The organism is Rhodococcus sp. JCM 9793 (genome assembly GCF_055380405.1).
Map to the genome: position 1 here is coordinate 5726558 of NZ_AP043721.1, position 17746 is coordinate 5744303.

General features: G+C 67.1%; 17 protein-coding genes. 2 read left to right on the forward strand and 15 right to left on the reverse strand.

Going from position 1 to position 17746, the window contains the following annotated elements; all coding sequences use genetic code 11:
* The first annotated feature begins 120 nt into the window (after window positions 1-120).
* Complete coding sequence (locus ACZ46K_RS28670) at window positions 121-327, forward strand: DUF3073 domain-containing protein (protein WP_054806550.1); 207 nt, start codon at window positions 121-123, stop codon at window positions 325-327.
* 188 nt (window positions 328-515) lie between these two features.
* Here ACZ46K_RS28670 and purM read toward each other — a convergent pair whose 3' ends face one another.
* The 13 genes from purM to purS all read right to left on the reverse strand — a co-directional run bounded on the left by purM (window position 516) and on the right by purS (window position 14563).
* The gene (purM, locus tag ACZ46K_RS28675) at window positions 516-1589 is read right to left on the reverse strand and encodes a phosphoribosylformylglycinamidine cyclo-ligase (RefSeq protein WP_054806551.1); all 1074 of its coding nucleotides are present in this window, start codon (window positions 1587-1589) and stop codon (window positions 516-518) included.
* 154 nt (window positions 1590-1743) lie between these two features.
* Complete coding sequence (purF, locus tag ACZ46K_RS28680; protein ID WP_054806552.1) at window positions 1744-3327, reverse strand: amidophosphoribosyltransferase; 1584 nt, start codon at window positions 3325-3327, stop codon at window positions 1744-1746.
* A 95-nt stretch (window positions 3328-3422) separates the two neighbouring features.
* Entirely contained in the window at window positions 3423-3809 is a 387-nt protein-coding gene (locus tag ACZ46K_RS28685; protein WP_054806553.1) for a sterol carrier family protein, read from the reverse strand.
* 11 nt (window positions 3810-3820) lie between these two features.
* On the reverse strand, window positions 3821-4471 hold the full coding sequence (locus ACZ46K_RS28690) for a lysostaphin resistance A-like protein (protein WP_464746106.1): 651 nt from the start codon (window positions 4469-4471) through the stop codon (window positions 3821-3823).
* A complete protein-coding gene (locus ACZ46K_RS28695; RefSeq protein WP_464746108.1) occupies window positions 4468-6243 on the reverse strand; it encodes an alpha/beta hydrolase in 1776 nt (591 codons plus the stop codon). The genes ACZ46K_RS28690 and ACZ46K_RS28695 overlap by 4 nt, the downstream gene beginning before the upstream one ends.
* A 4-nt stretch (window positions 6244-6247) precedes the next feature.
* On the reverse strand, window positions 6248-8530 hold the full coding sequence (gene purL, locus ACZ46K_RS28700; RefSeq protein ID WP_464746110.1) for a phosphoribosylformylglycinamidine synthase subunit PurL: 2283 nt from the start codon (window positions 8528-8530) through the stop codon (window positions 6248-6250).
* 67 nt (window positions 8531-8597) lie between these two features.
* A complete protein-coding gene (locus ACZ46K_RS28705) occupies window positions 8598-9200 on the reverse strand; it encodes a Uma2 family endonuclease (RefSeq protein ID WP_054810001.1) in 603 nt (200 codons plus the stop codon).
* A 65-nt stretch (window positions 9201-9265) separates the two neighbouring features.
* Window positions 9266-10573: a M18 family aminopeptidase gene (locus ACZ46K_RS28710; RefSeq protein ID WP_054810002.1), complete on the reverse strand. Its 1308-nt coding sequence runs from the start codon at window positions 10571-10573 to the stop codon at window positions 9266-9268.
* A gap of 56 nt (window positions 10574-10629) precedes the next feature.
* Window positions 10630-11049, reverse strand: a complete 420-nt coding sequence (locus tag ACZ46K_RS28715; RefSeq protein WP_054806037.1) for a DUF427 domain-containing protein — start codon at window positions 11047-11049, stop codon at window positions 10630-10632.
* Between the two features lie 118 nt (window positions 11050-11167).
* Window positions 11168-12313 (reverse strand): RNA-guided endonuclease InsQ/TnpB family protein, encoded by a 1146-nt coding sequence (locus tag ACZ46K_RS28720; protein WP_464746112.1) that lies wholly within the window; start codon window positions 12311-12313, stop codon window positions 11168-11170.
* Window positions 12314-12403: 90 nt separating this feature from the next.
* The gene (locus tag ACZ46K_RS28725; protein ID WP_054714514.1) at window positions 12404-13234 is read right to left on the reverse strand and encodes an acyl-CoA thioesterase; all 831 of its coding nucleotides are present in this window, start codon (window positions 13232-13234) and stop codon (window positions 12404-12406) included.
* A gap of 409 nt (window positions 13235-13643) precedes the next feature.
* Window positions 13644-14321, reverse strand: a complete 678-nt coding sequence (gene purQ, locus ACZ46K_RS28730) for a phosphoribosylformylglycinamidine synthase subunit PurQ (protein WP_054806038.1) — start codon at window positions 14319-14321, stop codon at window positions 13644-13646.
* Complete coding sequence (gene purS / locus ACZ46K_RS28735) at window positions 14318-14563, reverse strand: phosphoribosylformylglycinamidine synthase subunit PurS (RefSeq protein ID WP_054714511.1); 246 nt, start codon at window positions 14561-14563, stop codon at window positions 14318-14320. The genes purQ and purS overlap by 4 nt, the downstream gene beginning before the upstream one ends.
* Before the next feature lie 102 nt (window positions 14564-14665).
* Here purS and ACZ46K_RS28740 point away from each other — a divergent pair, with 102 nt between their 5' ends.
* The gene (locus ACZ46K_RS28740; RefSeq protein ID WP_054806040.1) at window positions 14666-15310 is read left to right on the forward strand and encodes an MBL fold metallo-hydrolase; all 645 of its coding nucleotides are present in this window, start codon (window positions 14666-14668) and stop codon (window positions 15308-15310) included.
* On the opposite strand, the gene ACZ46K_RS28745 is transcribed toward ACZ46K_RS28740, so the two are convergent.
* Window positions 15311-16951, reverse strand: a complete 1641-nt coding sequence (locus ACZ46K_RS28745) for an FAD-binding dehydrogenase (protein WP_464746114.1) — start codon at window positions 16949-16951, stop codon at window positions 15311-15313.
* A gap of 62 nt (window positions 16952-17013) precedes the next feature.
* Complete coding sequence (locus ACZ46K_RS28750; RefSeq protein WP_054806039.1) at window positions 17014-17718, reverse strand: DUF2334 domain-containing protein; 705 nt, start codon at window positions 17716-17718, stop codon at window positions 17014-17016.
* Window positions 17719-17746 lie beyond the last annotated feature (28 nt).

The window sequence follows — 17746 nt, forward strand, 5'->3', positions numbered from 1 at the left end:
GGTGGGTGGGTGGGAGCGGAACTGAGTTTTCCAAGCTAAAGTGGGGCACAGGAAAATACTCAACACACCGGGGCCGCCAAATTCCCCAGGCCGCCCCGTCAAAGCGCGAGGGGGTTGGCCATGGGCCGCGGCCGAGCTAAGGCAAAGCAGACCAAGGTTGCAAGGCAACTGAAGTACAGCTCGCCATCCACCGACTTCGAGAGCCTTCAACGAGAGTTGTCGGACGGAGAGTTGTCGGGCGGTGCACCCAACTCGCACAGGGACGAGGTCTTCGCCGACCAAGGTTCCGGTTGGGACGACGACCGCGACGACGACTGGCGTCGCTGACCAGACGTATACCCCAGTGGAGGGGGAGCCGACATCGGCTCCCCCTCCACTGGTGGTGACGTCGACTGATCGAGTGGCATTCGTGCGTGTGCGACGCAACGACAGCGAGTTGACATGAACACCGAAGGGTCGGGGATTCACGCTCCAGCGTGAATCCCCGACCCTTGTTCGTACTTGCCGTCCACCCGTCAGAAGCGGGGGTGATCTCCCACAAGCAGCGCACGCTCACCGTCGGCGTCCTGCGCCTTGCGGACCGTTCCGAGAGTCCAACTCTCGATGTGCCGGGCCGTGAGCACCGCAAGGGCACGATCGACGTCCTCGGGCGCGACGATCGCGACCATGCCGACGCCCATGTTGAAGGTCTTCTCCATCTCCACGCGCTCGACCCGTCCGCGCTGAGCGATCAGCCCGAACACGGGTGCCGGGCTCCACGTGGTGCGATCGAGTTCCGCGACGAGGCCCTTGGGCATCACTCGTGCCAGATTCGCAGCGAGTCCGCCACCGGTGACGTGGCAGAAGGTGCGCACCTCCGTCTCGGCGGCGAGAGCCAGGCAGTCCTTCGCGTAGATCCGCGTCGGCTCGAGCAGTTCCTCGCCGAGCGAGCGGCTGAACTCGTCGACGTGCGCCGTCAGGCTCATCTTGCCGATCTCGAGCAGCACCTTGCGTGCCAGGGAGTATCCATTGGAATGCAGGCCCGACGATCGCATCGCGATCACGACGTCACCCGGACGGACGCGGTCGGGTCCGAGGAGCTTGTCGGCCTCCACCACACCGATACCGGTCGCTGACAGGTCGTAGTCTCCGTCGGCCATCACGCCCGGGTGCTCCGCGGTCTCGCCGCCGAGAAGGGCGCAGCCGGCCTGGACACAGCCCTCGGCGATGCCGGAGACGATCTCGGCGACCCGCTCGGGCACAACACGCCCGACGGCGATGTAATCCTGTAGGAACAGCGGCTCGGCACCGCACACGACCAGGTCGTCGACGACCATCGCCACCAGGTCGAGCCCGACGGTGTCGTGCTTGTCCAATGCCTGCGCCACCGCGAGCTTCGTGCCGACGCCGTCGGTGGACGCGGCGAGGAGGGGCTCCTTGTAGTCGCCCTTGAGTGCGAACAGGCCCGCGAAGCCCCCGAGACCTCCGAGCACCTCCGGTCGTGTGGCCCTCTTCGCGTGCGGGGCGAACAGTTCGACGGCCTTGTCGCCCGCCTCGATGTCCACGCCTGCCGCTGCGTAGGAAGCTCCGGGGGTTGTCTCCTCGGTCATGGGTTGTCGGCTCCAGCTTCGAGTTGTGAATAGGGTTGTCGGTTGCGTGACGGCACGTTCGTGACCGAAATGCAGGGTGGCCGGTTTCCGTCAGAACGCATGCGAAAGCGGGCCCGAGAGAGCCGACCGCGCACTCACGGTACCGGAACCGGATCTACGGGCGGCTCAGAACGTCCGCGTTGGCATTGTCCAGGACGGTCGGAGTGACCGATTCCGCATCGACGACGCCTTCGAGAACGTTCTTGCCGATCGCGTACTCGGTGGGCAGCGCAATCGGGTACTGCCCGTCGAAGCACGCCGCGCACAGACGCGAGGACGGCTGCTCGGTCGCGCCGACCATGCCGTCGATCGAGATGTAACCGAGCGAGTCCGCGCCGATCGACCGGCGCACCATCTCGACCATCTCGTCGTAGTCGTGCTCGTCGGCGTTCGTGTCGCGGTGACCGCCACCGTTCGCGATGAGCTCGGTGGGCGACGCGAAGTCGATGCCGTAGAAGCAGGGCCACTTCACAGGAGCCGACGCGATCCGGACGTGGATCTCGAGCGCCCCTGCCTCACGCAGCATGCGGATCAGCGCGCGCTGGGTGTTGCCGCGCACGATCGAGTCGTCGACGACGACGAGACGCTTGCCGCGGATGACCTCGCGCAGCGGGTTCAGTTTGAGCCGGATACCGAGCTGACGGATGGTCTGGCTCGGCTGGATGAAGGTGCGGCCAACGTAGGCGTTCTTCATCAGGCCCTGCCCGTACGGCAGACCCGAGCCCTGGGCGTAGCCGACCGCGGCGGGAGTGCCGGATTCGGGGACCGGAATCACGAGGTCCGCGTCGATCGGGTGTTCCTTGGCGAGGCGCCGGCCGATCTCGACGCGGGTCGCGTGCACCGACCGTCCGCCGATCGTCGAGTCGGGGCGCGCCAGATACACGTATTCGAAGACGCAGCCCTTCGGCTCGGGCGCCGCGAAACGGGACGACCGGACGCCGTCGGAATCGATGGCGAGCAGCTCACCTGGCTCGATGTCGCGAACGAAGGACGCACCGACGATGTCGAGCGCCGCGGTTTCGCTGGCAACCACCCAGCCACGATCGAGGCGGCCCAGGCACAGCGGCCGGATGCCCCACGGGTCGCGCGCCGCGTAGAGGGTGTGTTCGTCCATGAACGTCAGGCAGAAGGCACCACGAAGAGTCGGCAGGAGCTTCATTGCGGCGTCTTCGATCGTGCTGTCTGCCGCAGCGTGAGCCAGGAGTGCACCGACGAGGTCGGAGTCGGAGGACGCTGCGCCCGGACGATTCTGGTCGAGCGCGCCCAGCTCACGGGCCTTCTGTGCAAGTTCTGCAGTGTTGACGAGGTTGCCGTTGTGGCCGAGCGCCACTCCGGTGCCGGCTGCGGTCGTGCGGAAGATCGGCTGCGCGTTCTCCCACGTCGTCGACCCGGTCGTCGAATAGCGACAGTGGCCGACGGCGATGTGGCCGGGCATCGCGGCGAGGGTCTGCTCGTCGAAGACCTGACTCACCAGGCCGAGGTCCTTGAATACGAGCACCTGCGAGCCGTCGGAGACAGCGATACCCGCGGCCTCCTGACCTCGGTGCTGAAGCGCATACAATCCGTAGTACGTGAGTTTCGCCACGTCCTCGCCCGGAGCCCACACTCCGAAGACGCCGCACTCTTCGCGCGGCTCGTTCTCGGGTTCGTCCGAGGCGAGAAGATTACGTGTGTGAACCGACAGATCGGCACTGGTCACCGGGGTGCTCCCTGGGGCTGGACAAAATCGGGGCAGGTCCCATTCTACGTGCCGTCCGGGACGTCCCTGACCACGCACCCGAACGGGCCTCCCGATCAGAGGCGCAGCACGGGAAGCCAGTGCGCGATCTCGCCCGTCCTGGTGCCCGACGCGTCCACGCCGCCGGTATCCACCGCGTCGTCGAACACCTCGAGTCCCACGACGAGGCGCAGCCACGTGCGGGGATCCGTCTCCACGACGTTGGGGGGCGTCCCACGAGTGTGCCGGGGCCCTTCGATGCATTGCACCGCCACGAACGGCGGCACACGCACTTCGACACTCGAACCGGGTGCGATCTGCTCGAGGGTGCGGGCACTGAGCCGCACCGCTGCCGCGAGGTCGGCCCGCGGCGGCTTCTCGTCGCTGCTGCCCGACACCCACGCCTCGACGCGTAGGAGTGCCTCACGGAGTTCGACGGGATCGACGGTCTTACGCGGTGCCATGGCCCGCCAATCTAATTCGCGGCGTCGTGACGCTCGGGGCCGGCCCCGAGCGTGGCCACCCGGACCGCGACCGCTCCTCCGACATTGACCGCGAGGTGAGCCAGTGCCGGCGCGAGAACGCTTCCGCTCCCCTTCCTCAACCACGCGAAACCCAGACCGGACAGCCCGGTGACGACGACCGTGGTCGCGACGCTGTCACCGACGGCGATCGCGGGACGCACATGCCACAATCCGAAGGCCGCGGCCTGCGGTAGCGGTCCGACGAGGGCTGTCAGCGCGCCGCGGAAGAGCAACTCCTCGGCGAGGACGGTGCCGACCGGGATGTGCAGGCCGATCCATTCGTAGAAGTCCTCGCGCCGGCCACGTTCGTCGTCGACGAAGTGGACGCGCAGCGCCGGGACGGACAGCGCGACGACATAACCGCCCCCGATCAGAGCCGCCGCGGTGGCACCCCACCGCAGGCCCGCACGCAGCCGCGACACATCGAGACCCAATGCGTGTCGATCGAGACCCGACACGCGGGTCAGCGCCACCGCCCCGACCCCGGCACCGACGGCGAGCAGCACACGGCCACGCGGTCCGACGGGGGCTGAGGGAAGCACCGCACCGAGCATGACCGCAGCCACCACAGCCGCCGGGCCGCGCCACGACCGAACCGTCATTTCTCCGGTCCCTGGGTCTTGCGCAGCGCGTCCAGTGCGATCCGGACCCGTTCGGTGTCGGTCTCGGTCCACCCCTCGGGTTGCGTCACCGCGACCCACCCGTCGAGCACGGTGGTGCCGTAGTTGTGCCCGTGCCCGTCCGGCACCCCCGCCGCGTTCGTCAGATCAGCGGAGACCTGCCAGAACGTGACAAACGGGAACCATCGCATCTGCGGCAGCCGGTCCGGGCCGGGCGGCTCCGACAACCAGTCGGGCCGTGCGAACAGCAGGTCCGTCGTCCACCACACGACGGGATCCGACGCGTGCTGGATGTACAGAACGCGCGGCGACAACCACGGGGTGTCGGGAACACCGATGTCCCACCGGCTGTCCGCGAACCGCACGACGAGACCATCGGCATAGACCGGATCGACCTCGGTACTGCCCGGATCTCTGCGCTCGACGAGCTGGCCCCACAGCCGATTCGAATTCGGCGGGCCGACCCACAGCACACCGTCGACGCTCTCCCGGATGTCGGCGAGACTGTCGAAAGCGCCTTCACCCGACTGGGTTCCGAGGCTCTCCCCGTAGACGAACAATTCGGGTCGCTCGTCCTCGGGGAGCTCGAGCCACCGCTGGTGCACACGATCGATCAGCATCTCGCCTGCGGCTGCAGCCTTTTCTTTGTCGGCGAGGAACGAGATCCAGCTCGGCAGGAACGAGTACTGCCACGCGACCATCGCGACATCACCGTTGTGCACGAGTTCCATCGCCTGCGCCGCCGTCGGATTGACCCAGCCGGTCCCGGTCGTGGGGATGAGCACCAGTACAGAACGATCGAACGCGCCGGTCCGCTCGAGTTCGTCGACGACGAGGTCCACGCGTTCCTCGGGTGTTTCGGCGGTGTCGAGGCCGACGTAGACACGAATCGGTTCCTGTGCGGGCTCACCATTGATCGCGGTGAGTTCCTCGGCGTCCAGCCCCCGCGACACGAAGTTCCGGCCCTCGAACCCCAGCGTCTCCCACGGTGCGAAGGATTCGGGGCTTCCCGATTTCGAGGGACTCAGCGGTTGAATTGCGCCGGGTCGGGTGGTGTCGTCCTGGAGGCTGAACGCCGAGTTCGTGACCGCGTAGGCCACACGCAGGAGCACACCGTCGATGAGCATGAAAGTCGCGAGGACGACGAGCATCACCCCGAGGGTGCGGGCGAGACCCACCGGCATCCGTGTGCGTCGGACGAGTTGCCCGGAGATCCAGCGACCGATGTCGCGCAGTCCACGCCACATCGAGATCAGCAGTGCGGCAACGACAAGAGCGAGCAGACACGTGCGGAGGTAACCGGACGTCGTGGTGCCCTCGGCATTCATGAGGGCGGCCAGTTGACGTTGTTGGCCGGCGGCAAGCACGAGCGCGACCAGCGAGGCGAGGATTCCGGCGACGGGCACCGCCACCATGATCGCCCGCTCGACGGGCAGCGGCAGCGGCCACCATGGTCGGCCCTGGAGCACGAAACGGGTGACAGCCCAGCCGACCACGCAGCCCAGCCCGTACCCGATCGTGGCGTTGATCCCGCCGATGATGCCTTGGAACAGCCAGTCGCGCGGTAGCAGTGACGGCGACAGTGACCAGCAGAAGAAGACAGCGGCGACGGCCACCCCGGTCGTATCGAGGCTGAGCCACCCCAACACCCGAGCGGTGAGGGGGTGGCGTTCACCGAAATCGGTGACTGCGGCGATGATCTGCCCTTGACGAGCTTCTATCGCTGCCAGCCTGTCGACCTGGGAAGCCGCCATCCGGTTACCCGAACAGCGCCGGCAAGGTGCCTTCGTAAACCTCGCGGAGTTCGCTCATGGTCACCGAGAAGTGATCCTGAACCTCGATCGAGTCGGATCCTTCGTCGACGACACCGATCCGGACCCACGGCATGTTGCGCGCCGAGCACATCCCCGTGAACCGGGATTCCTCGGTACGCGGAACCGCGACGAGAACACGACCCGTGGACTCGGAGAACAACGTGACGAACGGATCCGCATCTTCGGGCATCAGGATCCGGCAGCCCGTCTCTCCCGCGAGTGCGGCTTCGACGACCGCCGAGGCGAGCCCGCCCTCGGACAGGTCGTGGGCGGCGGAGATCAGTCCGTCACGCGACCCGGCGAGGAGGATCTCCGACAGCAGACGCTCGCGCTCGAGGTCGACCTTCGGCGGCACACCGCCGAGGTGGTCGTGCTCCACCTGCGCCCAGATGGATCCGTCGAACTCGTCGCGGGTCTCCCCCAGCAGGATCAGCGTCTCGCCGGGCTCGAGTCCGAGGCCGGTGGGGATGCGTCGGTGCACATCGTCGATCACACCGAGGACCGCGACGACGGGCGTCGGCAGGATCGGTGTGGAACCGGTCTGGTTGTAGAAGCTGACGTTGCCGCCCGTGACCGGGATACCCAGCTGCGCGCAGCCGTCGGCGAGGCCACGCACGGCCTGCTGGAACTGCCACATCACGCCCGGATCCTCCGGCGACCCGAAGTTCAGGCAGTTGGACACGGCCTTCGGCGTAGCACCGGTGGTGGCGACGTTGCGGTATGCCTCGGCGAGCGCGAGCTGCGCCCCTGCATACGGGTCGAGTTGCGTGTAGCGGCCCGACGCATCGGTCGCCAGCGCGATACCGCGACCGGTCTCCTCGTCGATACGGACCACGCCGGCGTCGGCGTGCTCGGCGAGGACAGTGTTGCCACGCACGTACCGGTCGTACTGCTCGGTGATCCACTTGCGGCTACACAGCGCCGGCGACGCGAGCATCTTCAGCAGCGTGGCCTTCAGCTCGTCGTCGGTCTCCGGACGCTTCAGCTTCGCGGTGGTGTCGGCGATGAGCGCGTCCTGTGTGTCGGGACGCTGCACGGGACGCTCGTAGACCGGTCCCTCGTGCGCAACCGTGCGCGGCGGGACGTCGACGACGGTCTCGCCGTGCCAGTCGATGACGAGACGCTCACCGTCGGTGACCTCACCGATGTCGGTGGCGAGCACATCCCACTTCTTGCACACGGCCATGAACGCGTCGACGTTCTCGGGTGCGACGACCGCGCACATGCGCTCCTGCGACTCCGACGAGAGCACCTCGGCCGGGGTCATGCCCGTCGCACGGGTCGGGACACGCTCGAGGTAGATGTGCATGCCGCCGTCGCCGGCCGCGGCGAGCTCGGACGTCGCGCAGGACAGCCCGGCACCGCCGAGATCCTGGATCCCGACGACGAGCTTCTCGCGGTAGAGGTCGAGGCAGCACTCGATGAGCACCTTCTCGGTGAACGGGTCGCCGACCTGAACGCTCGGCAACTTCTTCGGGCGGCCCCCGCCCTCGCTGTCGTCGAAGGTCTCGGACGCGAGAACGGATACGCCACCGATGCCGTCGAGGCCGGTGCGGGCACCGAACAGGATGATCCGGTTACCGGTGCCGGACGCGAACGCCAGGTGCAGATCCTCGACGCGCATCGCGCCGGCGCACAGGGCGTTGACGAGCGGGTTGCCCTGGTAGGACGAGTCGAACACGGTCTCGCCGCCCACATTGGGCAGGCCGAGGGAGTTTCCATAACCGCCGACGCCACGCACGACACCGTCGACGACACGCCGCGTGTCGGGGTGGTCGGCCGCGCCGAAGCGCAGCTGGTCCATCACCGCGATCGGGCGTGCACCCATCGCCATGATGTCGCGGACGATGCCGCCGACACCCGTCGCCGCACCCTGGTAGGGCTCGACGTAGGAGGGGTGGTTGTGGGATTCGACTTTGAAGGTGACGGCCCAGCCGTCGCCGATGTCGACGACGCCGGCGTTCTCACCGATGCCGGCGAGCATCGACGAACGCATCTCGTCGGTGGTGGTCTCACCGAAGTACTTCAGGTGCACCTTCGACGACTTGTACGAGCAGTGCTCGGACCACATCACCGAGTACATCGCCAGCTCGGCGTCCGTGGGGCGGCGCCCCAGGATCTCCGTGATGCGGGTGTACTCGTCTTCCTTCAGACCCAGCTCCCGATAGGGCTGAGCGACATCGGGGGTTTCGGCGGCGTGGGTGACGGTATCCACGTGCGATGACACTGGGCGTCGGGTCCCTTCACTCTGGGATCGAAAACAGCAGGCCGGGCGGGCACTGCCGGGAGTCAGTCTATCGGGGTGCGGGCCCCTCCGGCGCTTCCGGTGCCACAGCGCCCGGCTCGACGAGCCCGCCGAGGTCCACGGTGACCTCGTTTCCCACGGCAGTCAGCCTCGGCGCGCCGCTGTGTTCACCGTCGTACCGATACCACCCGGAGTCGAGGGTGAACACCGCAATCACCGGCGGACCGGTGAGATCGACGATCCAGTACTGCGGAATCCCGGCCTCCGCATACTCCGAGAACTTCGTGACCCGGTCGGTGCGGGCGGTGCCGTCGACGGTGACCTCGAGCACCAGTCGTACCTCGGTGGACGGAGCTCGATCAGGATCTGCGTCGACGAGGGTCCGGTCGACCACGATGACGTCGGGGATGCGCACGGTGAGCGGCACCGCCGTCACCAGGACCTCCACCCCGCCGAGCACGCACAGGTTGCCGGGAAGCTGATCGTCGAGTTGCATCGCCAGCGCGAGCGCCACGTGGTCGTGCGCCGATCCTGGTCGCGGCGACGCAACGAGAACCCCCTCGCAGACCTCCACATGGACACTGTCGTACTCGGGGAGCCTCACCCATTCGTCGAGGCCGAGCAGGTGGTCGGGGAAGGACGGGACACTCACCTCGACACCCCCGATCGCGACCCGGACTGGACGCCCTCAGTCTCGCATCGGTCGGCGCGCCGGTCTCAGGAATGCGACAAGCGCGGTGTGAGAAATGCGGCCAGCGATTCCGCATACGTCGTCACGTCCGCCGCACCCATCAACTCCCGAGCGGAGTGCATCGCGAGCTGCGGCGCACCGACGTCGACGGTGGTCAGGCCGGTCCGGGACGCAGTGATCGGGCCGATCGTCGAACCGCACGGCAGATCCGCCCGGTGGACGTACCGCTGCAGTGGAACACCGGCCTGCTCGCAGGCGAGGGCGAATGCACCGGCACCCTCCGCGTCGGTCGCGTACCGCAGATTCTGGTTGACCTTGAGGACCGGTCCGCCGCCCACCGAGATCCGGTGAGCGGGTTCGTGCCGGTCCGGATAGTTCGGATGCGTCGCGTGTGCCATGTCGCCGGACGCGACGATCGACCCCGCCAGAGCGCGGAGGAACTCGTCGCGCCCACCGCCGCGCACCAGCACGATGCGCTCCAGGACGGTGTTGAGCAGATCGGAGAAGGCCCCCCGGTCTGACATGCTGCCGACCTCTTCGTGGTCGAACAACGCCAGCACGGGCATCGGCCCCGCATGCTCGGCGACGTGCCCGGTCGCGGCGAGCAGCGCCTGCTGGCCCGCGTAACACGTGGCCTGGTTGTCGAGTCGCGGTGCGCTGACCAGATCTCCTCCGGCTCCGACGAGGGAGCTCGGTGCCAGGTCGTGGGTCATGAGTTCCCAGCCGAGGACCGCGGAGGCGTCGATGCCCGTCTCCTCCGCGAGGTAGTCGATGAACGACCGCGGTTCGCCGCCGATTCCCCACACACCGTTGACGTGGCGCTGCGGATCGAGTTGCACGCCCTTCCTGTCCTCCGACAGGTGGATGGCGAGTTGCGGCACGCGCAGTACGGGCTTGTCGACGCGCACGAGCACGTCCTCGGTCGTGTGCCCGGCGCGGACGGTGAATCGTCCGGACACCCCGAGGTCGCGGTCGAGCCACGAGTTGAGCCACGCCCCGCCGTACGGTTCGAGACCGACGAGCTGCCACCCCGCCGACGCGAGATCCGGGTGTTGCTTGACCCTCAGGTTCGGACTGTCGGTGTGTCCCCCCACGATGCGGAACGGCCGGGCCGGGCTCGTGTCGTCGCCCTCGGTGCTCCACGCGATGAGCGAGCCGCCCCGGATCACGTAGTACCGACCCGGATCGACCGGCCAGCCGGCGGTCTCGTCGAGTTCTGCGAACCCGTTGTCGGTCAGCGTTGCCGCAACGGTCGCGCACACATGGAACGGCGAAGGCGACAGGTCGACGAAATTACACAGACCCTGGGCATCGGCATTCGTGATCGAAGGCATGCACAGCATCTTCGCACTCGCTGCTGCGTCCTCGCGGCGCCACCGTCGCCTTCTGCTCAGCGCCCCGACACCGCCGGATGGGCCTGCCCCACGCTCACGGTGACGGTGTCCTGGTAGAACGCCACGAAGCCGCGAATCCGGGCCACCTGCTCCCAGGGCTCCTCGTAGCTCCAGCACAGCGACTGCTCGCCGTCCCCGTCGAAACGCCAGTACGTGGCCTCCCCCTTGAACGGACACCGCGACCCTGCGTCCCCGGCCGGTGTCAGATCCACCGCGACGTCCGCGCGTGGGAAGTAGAACACCAGACCGTGGTCCTGCTCGTCGACGAGCAGGGATGCTGTGGTCTCGGCGAGGAGCACCCCGTTCAGAGTCGCGCGCACCACATTGCGGCGGGCGTGGATATCGACCCGGTAGTCCGGCCTGGCCGCGAAACCCGTACTGCTCCGAGGGCCCGTCTCGCCGTCCTGCACACTCATCGGCACTCTCCTGTCTGTCCGGTGTTCCCGCGGTTTGACTTCCTCTCCCGCCTGAAGGCGGGAGATTCCCTGACTTACGACAGGGCATTCCTGTTTCATCGAGGTTGCCTCTCTGCGCTTATGCGCGAAGAGGTCTTATACCATCTCCGCAGGCTTGCACCGCCAGTCCGACGGCAAGAATGTTCTTCGCGGCGTTGTGGTCCCGGTCGTAGACCGTCCCGCATTTCGAGCAGGTCCATTCCCGGATATCCAACGGCAGCGTGTCCACGATGTGCCCGCACGCCGAGCAGGTCTTGGACGAGGGGTAGAACCGGTCGATTGCGATGACCTCCCGGCCGTACCAGTCGGCCTTGTACTCGAGCATCGACCGGAAGCTCGACCAGCTCGCGTCCGAGACGGCTCGGGCGAGACTGTGGTTGCGGACCATGTTCCGCACGCTCAGGTCCTCGATGGCGATCACTTGGTTTTCGCGCACCAGTCGAGTGGAGAGCTTGTGCAGATGGTCCCAGCGCCGGTCAGCGATGCGGGCGTAGACCTTGGCGACCTTTTCGCGCGCCTTGGCCCGGTTGTTCGATCCCTTCTGTTTGTGCGCCAGTGCGCGTTGCGCCTTGGCGAGCTTCGCGCGGTCATTCTTCTCGTGCTGCGGGTTGTGGATCTTCTCCCCGGTGGAGAGGGTGTAGAGGCTGGTGATCCCAGCGTCGAGTCCGACCATGACCTCGGTCGGGTCGTGCTCGGTGATCGTGCCCTCGACCAGGATCGAGATGTGGTACCGGCCCCGAGCGTCGCGAGACACGGTGACCTGTGACGGGACCGCTCCCTCGGGCAACGGGCGAGACCAGCGGATGTCCAGCGGCTGCGCCTGTTTGGCGAGCTTGATCCGCCCGTCCCGGTAGGTGAAGCAGTTCGAGAAATAGGTCGCCGAGTCCTTCGAGCGACCCTTCTTCTTGAACGTCGGGTAGCCCGCCTGCTTGCGCCAGAACTTGTCGAACGCGCCTTGCAGATTCCGCAGCGCGGCCTGGAGCGGGCCCTTGGATGGCTCGGTGAGCCATTCCGTTTCGGGATCGCGCTTCCAGCCGGTGAGCATCTTGTCCGTCTCGGCGTGGGTGATGTTCCTGCGTTCCTGCGACCAGGCGCGGGAGCGTTCGTCCAGCGCCCGGTTGTAGACGTATCGCACACAGCCGAAGGTCCGGGCGAGCTGCTCGCGCTGCTCGCCCGTGGGATAGAAGCGGTACTTGTACGCCCGCTTCACCACCTTCGATGCCATTTGTGACAGAATACCGTGTCGTTCTGTCATGTCATCGTTGATGCGTTATCACCGGCCTGAAGGCCGGAGCCTGCGCGCTACGCACTCCGGTCACAACCGCGCGCTTGCGGGTATCGCGGAGTGGTCGGCTTGCAGCGGCCGGATCATCGCTTCCTGGGTGAACGAGGCGAGCAGTTCCCCGCTTTCGGTGTGCACCTGTCCTCGCACGTACGACATCCCGGCTCCCACCTGCGTGCTTTCGTGCGAGTAGAGCAGCCATCCGTCCCATCGGACGGGTTCGTGGAACGCAACCGACACCGTCATGATCCCGGTCGATATCGTCCGGTGTGCCTGGCTCGTTCCGACCCCGTCGTGTGCCCGCATGGTCGCGGAGACCGACAGGTGCCCGGTGAAGTGTGCAATGAGCGCCTTGGCCAGGTCGGTACGCGTCGGGATCGGGTCGTAATGCAGCCAGGCATGGAGTTCGGGCGGCCCGACCTCCTCGGGGCTGCGGACGTCGACGACATCGACGACCCTGAGCTCCCGTCCGGTCATGGGCATTTCGTTCCGATGTGCTTCGCCGGGCGGGGCGACGTCGGGCCGTGGTGCGTGATGGCGGATCACATCCGGGGTGGGGAGGTCCGCGAGAATCGACACCATCGCGTGCCGTCGGCCGTTCTGGCAGACGGCCACGTTCGCGCTGACCACGGTGCGTCCCGCGTGAACGACATCGATGTCGAAATCGACCGGCTCGTCCGCATCGACCGCGCGCGAGAAGATCGCTCGCGCAGATCGGATCTCCTTGTCCGGAAATCGTTTCGCCACCGCAACGATCGATTGGGCGAGCAGTTGAGTGCCGTCGACGACGCGTCGCCCTCCGCCGTCGCTCTCGCCGGTGAAGCTGTTCTCCCCGGTCGGCGTCACATCGAAGATGCGCAGCATGCGTTCCACCGAAGATTCTTCGGGCACAGGCGCTTCGCTCGACGCTGTGGGATTCGCGGCAGCGGGATCGAGGGGTGCCGTATCGGGAAATGCCATATGCCGGTCCTTCGTCAGTGGGATCGCGAACAATGCGCTACAGCGTACGTCCGAGCGGCCCGACTGTGGATACCCAAATTTTGCGTATTCCTACTCAGGACAAGATCGACCGAGTCCGGCACACTTGAGCTCGGCGCCATTGGAGGGGGATGGGGATGGCTCCGGCTCGGGACTCGATCGGGGGGTTGAATTCCGGGTGTAACCGAGCGAGGGACCTCGAAGCCGATCGGGACGGCGACGAGGTCCCTCGTTCTGTTTCCGAATGCAAGACCCCGCTGCCCAGATGAACAGCGGGGTCTTGTCTTGCCAGAATTCAGGCGTTCACAACGGCGTCGAGAACGCTGTAGAACATGCCGAGCCCGTCGTCGCTGGGACCGGTGAGTGCCTCGGTGGCGTGCTCCGGGTGCGGCATGAGACCGACGACGCGGCCGTTCGCCGACGAGATGCCGGCAATGCCGCGCTGCGAACCGTTCGGGTTGTCGCCCGCGTAACGGAACACGACACGCCCCTCACCTTCGAGCTCGTCGAGCACCTGTTCGGAGGCCTGGTAGCGGCCCTCACCCGACTTGAGCGGCACGAGGATCTCGGCGCCGGACTCGTAGCGCGACGTCCACGCGGTGTCGGTGGCCTCGACCTCCAGCCACTCGTCGCGGCACACGAAGTGCAGACCCGCGTTGCGGGTCAGTGCGCCCGGCAGCAGACCGGCCTCGCACAGCACCTGGAAGCCATTGCAGATGCCGAGGACGGGCATGCCGCCCTGCGCTGCCTCGACGACCTTGCCCATCACCGGAGCGAAGCGGGCGATCGCGCCGCAGCGCAGGTAGTCGCCATAGGAGAATCCGCCGGGCACGATGACCGCGTCGACATTCTTCAGGTCGGCGTCGCCGTGCCACAGGCTCACGGCCTCACCACCGGCGAGCTTCACGGCGCGGGATGCATCGACGTCGTCGAGCGTTCCCGGGAACGTGATGACTCCGATGCGGGCGCTCATGCCTCACCGTCGATCCGACGGACCGTCCAGTCCTCGATCACGGTGTTCGCAAGGAGACCCTCGGCGATCTTCTCGAGCTCGGCGTCGTCGACGCTGCCGTCGATCTCCAGCTCGAACCGCTTTCCCTGACGGACGTCGGTCACGCCCGCGAAGCCCAGCCGCGACAGCGCCCCGACAATGGCCTGGCCCTGGGGGTCGAGAATCTCGGTCTTGGGCATGACTTCGACGACGACACGCGCCACGTGCTGCTCCTCGGTAGTAGTGCTGGCGCCCGGAGACGGACACCGGACACGCTGGAGTTTACCGGCCCACGCGGAACGGTCGAGCCCGGCATACTCGGATCCATGCGACTCACGCACTTCGGACACTCCTGCATCCTGCTCGAACACAACGGCACGACGATCCTGTTCGACCCGGGCAATTTCTCGCACGGATTCGAGGGGATCACCGGGCTCGACGCCATCCTCGTCACCCACCAGCATCCCGACCACGCCGATCCGGCGCGACTTCCCGCGCTGCTCGAGGCGAATCCCGGCGCCGCGCTGTTCTCGGATCCACAGTCGGCGTCGATGCTCGACGGCGAGTGGTCGGCGGTGCGTCCCGGCGACACGTTCTCCGTCGGCACCCTCACCGTCCGCGGCACCGGTGGACGCCACGCGGTGATCCACCCCGAGCTGCCCGTGATCGACAACACCGCCTACCTCGTCGGCGACGACGAGAACCCGGCTCGTCTGCTTCATCCGGGTGATTCGCTCTACATCCCGCACGAGGAGGTCGACGTGCTCGCGCTGCCGTCGGCCGCTCCCTGGCTGAAGATCTGGGAATCCGTCGACTACCTGCGGGCGGTCAATCCTCGGGTTGCGGTGCCGATCCACCAGGGCATCATCACCGACCAGGCCAACGGGATCTTCTACGGCCGGTACTCCGAGATGGCGCCCGAGGGCACCGAGTTCCGGGTGCTGAAGCACGAGGACGACGAAGAGGTCTGATCACCGGGCGGCGCGACCCGCCGCCCGACCCGAGAAGATGCAGCCGCCGAGGAACGTACCTTCGAGCGCCCGATAGCCGTGGACGCCTCCGCCACCGAAGCCCGCGACCTCGCCCGCAGCGAACAGACCCTCGAACGCCGATCCGTCGGCTTTGAGGACCCGCGACGACAGGTCGGTTTCGAGTCCGCCGAGTGTCTTGCGGGTGAGCAGGTGCAGTTTGACGGCGATCAGCGGGCCGGCCTTGGGGTCGAGAATCCGGTGCGGCGCCGCGATCCGCGCGATGCGGTCCGGTTTGTAGGCGCGGGCCGCACGCAACGCCGCGACCTGCAGGTCCTTCGTGTACTTGTTGGCGATCTCGCGGTCGCGGGCCTCGACCGTCGACCGGACCGTCGCGTAGTCCAGCGGCGCGTCGGGGCTGAGTTCGTTCATGCCTGCGACGAGATCGGCGAGGTTGTCGCGCACCACGAAGTCGACGCCGCGTTCCTTGAAGGCCTCCACCGGGCCGGGGGCGCCGGATTTGACGCGCTGCAGGAGCAGACGGATGTCACGGCCGGTCAGGTCGGGGTTCTGTTCCGAGCCGGAGAGCCCGAATTCCTTCTCGATGATCTTCTGATCGAGCACGAACCACGTGTGGTCATGACCGGTGCTCACGATGTGCTCGAGCGTGCCGAGGGTGTCGAACCCGGGGAACAGCGGCACCGGGAGTCGCTTGCCGGTGGCGTCGAGCCACAGCGACGACGGCCCGGGCAGGATGCGGATGCCGTGGTTGGGCCACACGGGGTCGTAGTTGGTGATGCCCTCGGTGTAGTGCCACATGCGGTCGCGGTTCACGACGTTGCCGCCGGCGTTCTCGGTGATCTCGAGCATTCTGCCGTCGACGTGCGCGGGCACCCCGGTGAGCATGTGCTTCGGCGGCTCACCCATCCGTTTCGGCCAGTTCTTCTTCACGAGATCGTAGTTGCCTCCGATGCCGCCGGACGTGACGATGACGGCTCCCGCGGAGAATTCGAAGTCGCCGACGGCAGTCCGCGACGACTTCACTCCGCGCGCGGCGGTGGTCGGTTCGAGGACGGTACCGCGCACGCCGGTGACCGCGCCGCCCGTCACGACCAGCTCGTCCACCTGGTGGCGGTGCTTCAGCGTCACCAGTCCGCGGGCGACACCGTCACGGACCTTGCGCGCGAACATCTCGACGAGTGCGGGACCGGTTCCCCACGTGATGTGGAAGCGCGGAACGGAATTGCCGTGACCCCCGGCGTCGTAGCCGCCGCGTTCGGCCCAGTTGACCATCGGGAAGATCTTCAGACCTCGTTCCCGCAGCCAGGCGTACTTCTCCCCTGCCGCGAACTCGACGTAGGCCTGTGCCCAGCGGCGCGGCCAGCGGTCCTCGTCGTCACGATCGAAGCCGGCGGTGCCCATCCAATCCTGGAGGGCGAGTTCGTACGAGTCCTTGATCCCGAGTCGCCGCTGATCCGGGCTGTCCACGAAGAACAGGCCTCCGAAAGACCAGAATGCTTGGCCACCAAGGTTGTTCGAGTTCTCCTGGTCGACGAGAACGACCGTGCGGCCGGCGTCGATCAACTCCCCCGTGGCCACCAACCCTGCAAGCCCCGCCCCCACCACGATCACGTCTGCTTCCATGCCCGTGAACATTACCGAGCAGTAGCGCGGAACGGGAGAGGTCCAGGCCTCGACACGGTGATTCAGGCCACGCTTCGATCGAATACAGTGCGCTGCCAACGGTAGACGCTGGGCTCGGCCCCGTGATGCAGCGCGATGTCGACCGCGTCGAGCATCGCCTGCCGGGGACCGGGCTTCGCAAGATGCGCACCCGAGATCGCGACACGCAGCAGCTCACCACGACGGGCGACGCGCCCCGCCCCGATCACCATGGCGCGACACCACCACGGTTCGGTCTTCGCACCGTCCCCGATCCCGTAGACGCGGGATTTGACGACGGTGTCGCGTTCGAGATCGCGGATGCCCGCGATGTCGGCCATCAGCCGGAAGCCGGTCTGTGGGAGCGCGGCGAGCGCACCGGGCGACGCGAGCCAGCGCGGCGGTGCGAACAGCCGGGTACGCAGTCCGGTCTCCTCGAGCACACGATCGGCTGCGAGCAGACGCAGACGGGCTTCGTGTTCGGGTAGCGACGCGAACTCGGCGCGACGACGTTTGGTGGCGGCCTGGTCGTAGCCGTGCAGCACGATCGCGTCGCCGCCCTCACGACGTTCGAGCAACCACTCCTGGGTCTCCGGATCATTGATCAGCCGGTAGTGGTCCTTGAGCCTCGGCGCCACGAACAGCGACAGCGGGACGCCGCGTGCGTCCATCTCCCGCGCGAATTCGTCGACGTCGTCGCGTGTGGCGTCACGGATCCCCGATACCGACACGATCAGCTGTCCGCTCATGCCTGCCACGATGCACCACAGGAGTGAA